Raw genomic sequence first — 6,695 nt, forward strand, 5'->3', positions numbered from 1 at the left:
CTGCCGGGGGCGTGGTGCATCTGCACCTCGAGATCGCCCCGACCTCGCCTATCATCGCTTATGCCTGTTCGTTACGGTCACGTTCTAGAAGCGCTCGGGGCGGTACTCAAGCCGGCCGGCGAGCCCAGCGTCACTTCGGCGCTGCCCCTGGGCGAACTCATCACCGAGAGCCCGGACCTCGTCTGCGGGGCCGACGCCAGCGGGAGGCTGCACTACTTGAACCCCGCCGGGCGCCGCCTGCTCGGCTTGGACGGCAGACTGGACCTTCAGGCGCTGACCCTCAGGCGGCTCTTCCCGGCCTGGGTCTACGAGCGCCTGGAAACCGTGGCCTTGCCCGCGGCGCGAGGGAGCGGGCGCTGGTCCGGCGGCGCGGCGCTGCTGACCTGGAGCGGCGAGGAGCGACCCGTCAGCCTGATCCTGCTCGCCCAAGACGACGGCAGCCTCGCCCTCATCGCCCGCGACCAGCGGCGCGAGCGGCGCCGGCAGCGGACGCTCGAGCAGCTCGCCGACGAGAGCGACGATCCGCATACGCTCCTGCGCGGTCTCTGCGGGGCGCTGGGCCTGCGCCGGGCCTTTATCGGCGAGGTCGCCGGCGCTCATCTCGAGCTCGTCGCGTCCTGGGGTGACCCGAGCGCCGAAGGGACCCACTACCCTCTGGCCGGCTCGCCCTGCGAGGCGGCCTGCCGCGGCCCCCAGGTCTATCCCTCCGGCCTGCGCGCGCACTTTCCCAACGACGAGCGGCTCGCCGCCCTGGGCGCCGAGAGCTTTATGGGCGCGCCCCTCCGCCGCCGCGACGATGAGCCGGTCACCCTGCTCGTCGCCCTGCACGACGCGCCGCTGGAGGACAGTGGCGAGCTGGCGCTTCTCTTCGGCGCCTTTGCGCGGCGCGCCGCGGCCGCGCTCGCCGCCCGCGAGGCCGACTCGCTGCGGCTCGAGCGCGTCCACCAGGAGCTCGAGAAGACCCGCGAGGACGCGCTCAGGGCGATGGGCTTAGCGCTCGAGTACCGCGACTACGAGACCAAGGGCCACACCGACCGGGTGACCGAGCTGAGCCTGCGGCTCGGCCGCGCCCTCGGCTTAGGCGCCGAGGCGCTCACTCAGCTGCGCTGGGGGAGCTACCTGCACGACGCCGGCAAGATCGCCATCGCCGACCGCATCCTGCTCAAGCCCGGCAAGCTCGAGGCGGACGAGTGGCGGACGATGAAAGGCCACGTCACCATCGGCGAGACGATGGTCGGCCAGCTCGGCTTCATCCCCAGGGCGGTCTTGGAGATCGTGCGCCACCACCACGAGCGCTGGGACGGCGCCGGCTACCCCGACGGTTTGGCGGGCGAGACCATCCCCCTGCTGGCCCGCGTCTTCGCCCTCGCCGATGTCTACGACGCGCTGCTGTCCGAGCGGCCCTACAAACGCGCCTGGCGCCACGAGGAGGCGCTGGCGGAGATCGTCAAGGGGGCCGGGCAGGGGCAGTTCGATCCAGGCATCGCGGCCGCCTTTATCCGGCTCTGGGACGGCCAGGAGGCGGCTGCAACGCCACCAGGGCAGTATGATTCAGCCGCGTTTCCAGCAGGGCCTGACCTTTAAGCATAAGAAACCGCTAAGAAACCTTGAGGGCCTCATGGGTCGATCTGCTAGATTGAAGCCATGCCCAAGCCCCTTCTTTGCTTTTGCCTCCTTCTAAGCGCCTTGGCGCTGGACGAGGGCGGCCGCTTGTCGGCCGATGTGCTCGTGCTCGGCAGCGAGCCCGAGGGCATCATCGCCGCGGTGGCCGCCGCTCAGGAGGGGGCCCGCACGCTGCTCGTGACCCGCGATCAGCGCCTGGGCGGCCTCTTCGTGATGGGCGAGATGAACGTCCTCGACCTGCGCAGCCGGCCCGAGAGCTACCAGCGCGGCCTCTTCGAGAGGTGGTGGCGGCAGCTGGGGCGGCGCGCGGCCTTTGATGTACAGCGGGCCGAGGCGGCCTTTGAGGGCATGCTTTCGGAGGCCGGCGTCACGGTGATCCGTGACGCCGGTGAGATGGCGCCTGTGCTCGAGGGGTCCAGGGTCGTCGGCGTAAGACTGCCGGACCGCCGCATCGAGGCCGGGCAGGTCATCGACGCCACCGCCGAGGCCGATGTCGCGGCCGTTGCGGGCGCAAGCTATACGCTGGGCTTCGCCTCGCTCGGCCTGAACGAACGCATGGCCGACACCCTGGTGTTTCGCATCGACCGGGTGGACTGGCAAGGGCTGACGCGGGGCGTCAGAGCGCGCGGCCGCGGCTACGCCGAGGTCAACCCTCACGCCGCCTGGGGGTCCTTTGGCGGCTATCCCGCCCGCTACCTGGCGCAGGAGGAAGGCCTCCGGCTGCGCGGCCTCAACCTGGGCCGGCAGGACGACGGCACGGTGCTCGTCAACGCGCTGCTCATCTACGGCGTCGACCCCTTCGACGAGGCGAGCCGCGAGGAGGCCGTGGCGCGCGCCGAGCGCGAGGCCCCGCGCATCGTCGCCTACTTGAGGGAGCTGCCGGGCTTTGCCCACGCCCGCTTCGGCGGCGTGGCCGAGACGCTCTACATCCGCGAGACGCGGCACTTAGAGGCGCGCTGCACCCTGACCGTGGACGAGGTCCTGGACAACGTCGTCACCGAACTCGACGTGGTGGCGGGCGGCTACCCGCTCGACGTGCAGACGCTCACGCCCTTTGATCACGGCTTCGTCTACGGCCTGCCCGAGATCTACGGCGCGCGGCTCTGCGTGACGGTTCCCCGTGACCTGGACAACCTCTGGGTGGTGGGCAAGGCCGCTGGCTACGACCCTCTGGCCGCCGCCTCGGCCCGGGTGGTGCCCTTCGGCATGGCGCTGGCCGAGGCGGTCGGCGTGGCGGCGGTTCAGGCCATCCGGGCCGAGATGAGCTCGAGCGCCTTTGCCGAAAGCCGCGAGCACATCCGGGGTCTGCGTCAGCGTCTCGCCCAGCGCGGCGCCTACCTGCCCGCCGTCCGCGCTCGAGCGCCCTCGGGCCCGCACGAGCACCCCTTCTGGGAGGCCTACCGGGTCCTGCGCGGCCGCGGCCTCGCCCTCGGCGGCTACAGCAACGACCCCCGCCTCGACGACAGGATGGACGCCCTGGACTACGCCTTTTTGCTCAGCGTGGTGGGCAAGCGCTTCCACGGCGACGAGGGCCTGGGCCGCCGGCTCCTCGACGCGCACCCCGACCTGAAGGGTCCGCTCACCCCGGAGCTGGCGCTCGCGCTCACCGGGAGCGCGGCCTGCGGCTTGGGTCACTGCCCCGCCCCCGACTGGCAGGCTTTGTTGCGGGTTCAGGGCCTCTCTCCCGTCCACTTCTCGCCCTCCGGCAGCCTCAGCAGGGGCGAGGCCTACGCGCTCGCCGCGGCCGTCGCTCAGCTCGAGCCGGAGACGGCAACGGCCGCGGAAGAGGATTAGCATGGGCCTGGCCATTCTTTCCGACGTCCACGGCAACCTCTACGCGCTCGAGGCCGTCCTGGCCGACATGGCGCGGCAGGGCGCCGAGCGGGCCGTCTGCCTCGGCGACGTGGCCAACTTCGGCCCGCAGCCCAAAGAGGCGCTCCAGCGCGGCATGCCCCACGCGGCGTGGTGGCTCGAGGGCTGGTTGCGCTAGCTCGAGGAGATGAAGGCACGGTGCGCGCAATGTGGGAGTACACTGTAGGGGGTGATCGAGATAGAGGGTGATCGAGGTGACACAGACCGCTTACAAGCACATCGCCATCACGGAGGACGGGATTCCGGTAATTGAGGGAACGCGCTTCAAGATCAAGCAACTCGTGGGTGAGAAGCTCGCGCACGGCTCGAGCCCTGAAGCGTTGCAGCAAGAGCACCCGCAGCTTACGCTCGCGCAGATCTACTCCGCACTCGCCTACTACGAAGATCACCGAGACGAGATCGACCCGGCCATCCAAGAGGGCGAGGCGCGTGCCGAAGCGCTCAGACCGCAGTTCGATTCGCCCGACTTGAAGGCGCTCGTCAAGGCAAGGGCAGGGCGCTGAACAGACTCTATATGGATCATCACGTGCAGCGCGCCGTCACCGAGGGACTGAGGCGACGCGGCGTGGATGTGGTGACGGCTCTCGAGGACGGCTCGAGCTGATCGCCAAGGGGCTCGAGCCCGAGGAGCTCGAGGGTCGCTTGCTCTACTTGCCGCTTTGAGGCAGCGGTGGCTCAGCCCTGAGCGTATCGACGAACTGCTGCGCGGTGCGGCCCGACAGGCCGTTGCCCCACTGAGCAAAGCGCAGGGCGCGTTCTTCGAGGTCGTCACCGCTGAGCCCCCCCTGCGCCGCCAAGCCCCGCACGATGTCCAGGTAACGCGTCTGGCTGGCGCCCGGAAAGGTCAGGGTGAGGCCGAAGCGGTCGGCCAGCGCCAGCCGCTCGTTCACCGTGTCCCAGCCGTGGACGTCGTCGTCCAGAGGATCGGGCCGGTCGGAAAAGCGCTCGCGGACGAGGTGGCGGCGGTTGCTGGTGGCGCACATGAGCACGTTCTCCGGCCGCTCGCTCAAAGAGCCCTCGAGCAGGGTCTTGAGCGGCCCGTAGCCCCGGTCGCCCGCCTCGAAGGCGAGGTCGTCGACGAAGAGCAGGTAGCGGTGCGGGCGGCCGCGCAAGCGCTCCATCACCGTCAGGATGTCGCCGAGGTCCTGCGGGTGCAGTTCGACCAGGCGCAAGCCCTCTTCGGCGTAGCGCGGCAACAGCGCGCGCACGGCGGAGGACTTGCCGCTGCCGCGCGGGCCGTAGAGGAGGACGTGGTGAGCGGGCCGGCCGTTCAAGAAGGTCTCGGTATTTTCCGTGAGCCCCGCCAGCTGCCGCTCCAGGCCGACGAGCCGGTCGAGCTCCGTGCGAACGGGATGGGCGACGCCGGCCAGGCGCCCGCCCGCCCAGCGAAAGGCCAGGGAGCGCGCGAGGGGTCCCGCGCCGTGCCGGCGGTAGTGGGCCACAAGCAGCCTCAGCGCCTCCTCCGGATCGCCCCCACCTAGCCCCGCGAGCGCCGCTGCGGCGGGACGGTGACCCAGGGCCTCGAGCGGCGGCAGCGGAGAGCCGAGCAGGCGCGAGGCCTCGGCCTGCCAGTCCCGCTCCAGGAGGTCGGCCAGGCGCTCCAGGTCCAGAAGCGCTCCCGCCCTCAGGCCTTCGGGCAAGTGGACCCCCCGCATGGCGAGGCGGGAGAGGGGGGTTTCAGTCATGAGCAGGTCGTCCAGCACCGCGTCCGCCAGGCTGATCGCCTCCTGCTCGAGGAGCGCCCGGTAGAGGCCCGCGTACGCCTCCCTGGCGGCTGGCCTGTCGGTGCGCGCGAGCGCCGCCTCGAGGGCGCCGAGCGGCCCGACCCAGGATGATTCGCCGAGCCGGTTAAAAACGTAGAGGTCCATCGCAGCTCATCTCTGGCCTGTCCTTGCCCGCATGACCCTCATTCTACCCCGCTGCTTCGGCCTCGAGCCCTTGCCGACTCTCGCGCCGACCAGCAACGAGACCGTGAAACCGGGTCGGCCGGAGTGTTAGAGTGGGGTTCTAGTGGCAGCGATCTACCGAGAGGCCAGACCCGTCACCTTCGCCCAGGTCGTCGGCCAGGAACACGTCAAGGACGTGCTCATGGCGGCCCTGGCCCGGGGCCGGGTCGGCCACGCCTACCTCTTTTCGGGGCCGCGCGGGGTGGGCAAGACCACCACCGCCCGCCTGGTGGCGATGGCGGTCAACTGTGAACGCGAGGAGAAGCCCTGCGGCGAGTGCGAGTCCTGCCGGCTGGTGAGAAGCGGCAGCCACCCCGACGTTACCGAGCTCGACGCGGCCAGCAACAACTCGGTCGAGGACATCCGCGACCTGCGCGAGCACGTGAGTCTGGCGGCGATCCGCGGCGGCAAGCGCGTCTGGGTCCTGGACGAGGCGCACATGCTCAGCAAGTCGGCCGCCAACGCGCTCTTGAAGACCTTGGAGGAGCCGCCGCCGGGGCTGGTCTTCGTCCTGGCCACCACCGAGCCCGAGAAGCTGCCGCCGACCATCCTCTCGCGCTGCCAGCACTTCCGCTTTCGCCGCCTGAGTGACGCCGAGATCGCCGGCAAGCTGGCCAGGCTCTGCGAGGCCGCCGGGGTAGCGGCCGAGCTTGCGGCCTTGCACCTCGTGGCGCGCGCCGCCGACGGCGCCATGCGCGACGCCGAGTCGCTCCTGGAGCGGCTGCTCGCCACGGGCGAAGCCGTCACCCTGACCGACGCCGAGGGCGCTCTCGGCCTGCCCCCCCAAGAGCGCCTCCAGGCCCTGGCCCGCGCGCTCGCCGAGCGCGACCTGAGCGGCCTCCTGGGCGAGGCCGGGCGCCTCTACGGGGACGGCTTTTAGCCGCGCAGCCTGGTCGAGCGGCTCAAGCTCACCCTTCGCGGCGCGCTGCACAGCAAGCTTGGCCTGGACGAGGGATTTACGCTCGAGCTCGAAGAAGCCGCCCTGCTCCGCCTCATCCACACGCTCGACGACGAGGACGAGCGCTTCGTGCGCCGCGACGACCTCTTCGCGCTCGAGGTCGCGCTCATCAAGGCCCTGAACAGCCTGACCTTGAACAGCCCGACCTTGAACAGCCCGACCTTGAACGACCAGGCGCCCGCCGGCGAGTCCGTAAGGGCCGCTTCTCTGCCCGATTTCGACCCGCACCGGCACGGCTCTCCCACTGCCCCGGCCCGCGCGGCGCCTCAGCCCGCTCCGGCCGCGCCCCCTCAGGC

5 protein-coding genes and 1 pseudogene are annotated in these 6,695 nt (G+C 70.8%); 5 read left to right on the forward strand and 1 reads right to left on the reverse strand.

Going from position 1 to position 6,695, the window contains the following annotated elements; genetic code table 11:
- The first annotated feature begins 60 nt into the window (after positions 1-60).
- From M3498_08590 to M3498_08605, 4 genes are all read left to right on the forward strand, one after another.
- The gene (locus M3498_08590) at positions 61-1,584 is read left to right on the forward strand and encodes an HD-GYP domain-containing protein (GenBank protein ID MDQ3459337.1); all 1,524 of its coding nucleotides are present in this window, start codon (positions 61-63) and stop codon (positions 1,582-1,584) included.
- A 60-nt stretch (positions 1,585-1,644) separates the two neighbouring features.
- On the forward strand, positions 1,645-3,417 hold the full coding sequence (locus M3498_08595; GenBank protein MDQ3459338.1) for an FAD-dependent oxidoreductase: 1,773 nt from the start codon (positions 1,645-1,647) through the stop codon (positions 3,415-3,417).
- A 1-nt stretch (position 3,418) separates the two neighbouring features.
- A complete protein-coding gene (locus M3498_08600; protein MDQ3459339.1) occupies positions 3,419-3,613 on the forward strand; it encodes a metallophosphoesterase family protein in 195 nt (64 codons plus the stop codon).
- Positions 3,614-3,689: 76 nt separating this feature from the next.
- Complete coding sequence (locus tag M3498_08605) at positions 3,690-3,998, forward strand: DUF433 domain-containing protein (GenBank protein ID MDQ3459340.1); 309 nt, start codon at positions 3,690-3,692, stop codon at positions 3,996-3,998.
- 144 nt (positions 3,999-4,142) lie between these two features.
- Here the strand turns inward: M3498_08605 and M3498_08610 are convergent, their stop codons facing one another.
- The gene (locus M3498_08610; GenBank protein ID MDQ3459341.1) at positions 4,143-5,363 is read right to left on the reverse strand and encodes an ATP-binding protein; all 1,221 of its coding nucleotides are present in this window, start codon (positions 5,361-5,363) and stop codon (positions 4,143-4,145) included.
- 142 nt (positions 5,364-5,505) lie between these two features.
- Between M3498_08610 and dnaX the strand changes: the two are divergent.
- Positions 5,506-6,519, forward strand: a pseudogene (gene dnaX / locus M3498_08615) (DNA polymerase III subunit gamma/tau).
- Positions 6,520-6,695 lie beyond the last annotated feature (176 nt).

This window comes from Deinococcota bacterium (assembly GCA_030858465.1).
Classification (GTDB): domain Bacteria; phylum Deinococcota; class Deinococci; order Deinococcales; family Trueperaceae; genus JALZLY01.

What these genes read in the sequence shown, in the direction of transcription:
- M3498_08590 (MDQ3459337.1), top strand. Translation starts at nt 61, where the DNA reads ATGCCTGTTCGTTACGGTCACGTTCTAGAAGCGCTCGGGGCGGTACTC.
- M3498_08595 (MDQ3459338.1), top strand. Translation starts at nt 1,645, where the DNA reads ATGCCCAAGCCCCTTCTTTGCTTTTGCCTCCTTCTAAGCGCCTTGGCG.
- M3498_08600 (MDQ3459339.1), top strand. Translation starts at nt 3,419, where the DNA reads ATGGGCCTGGCCATTCTTTCCGACGTCCACGGCAACCTCTACGCGCTC.
- M3498_08610 (MDQ3459341.1), bottom strand. Translation starts at nt 5,363, where the DNA reads ATGGACCTCTACGTTTTTAACCGGCTCGGCGAATCATCCTGGGTCGGG.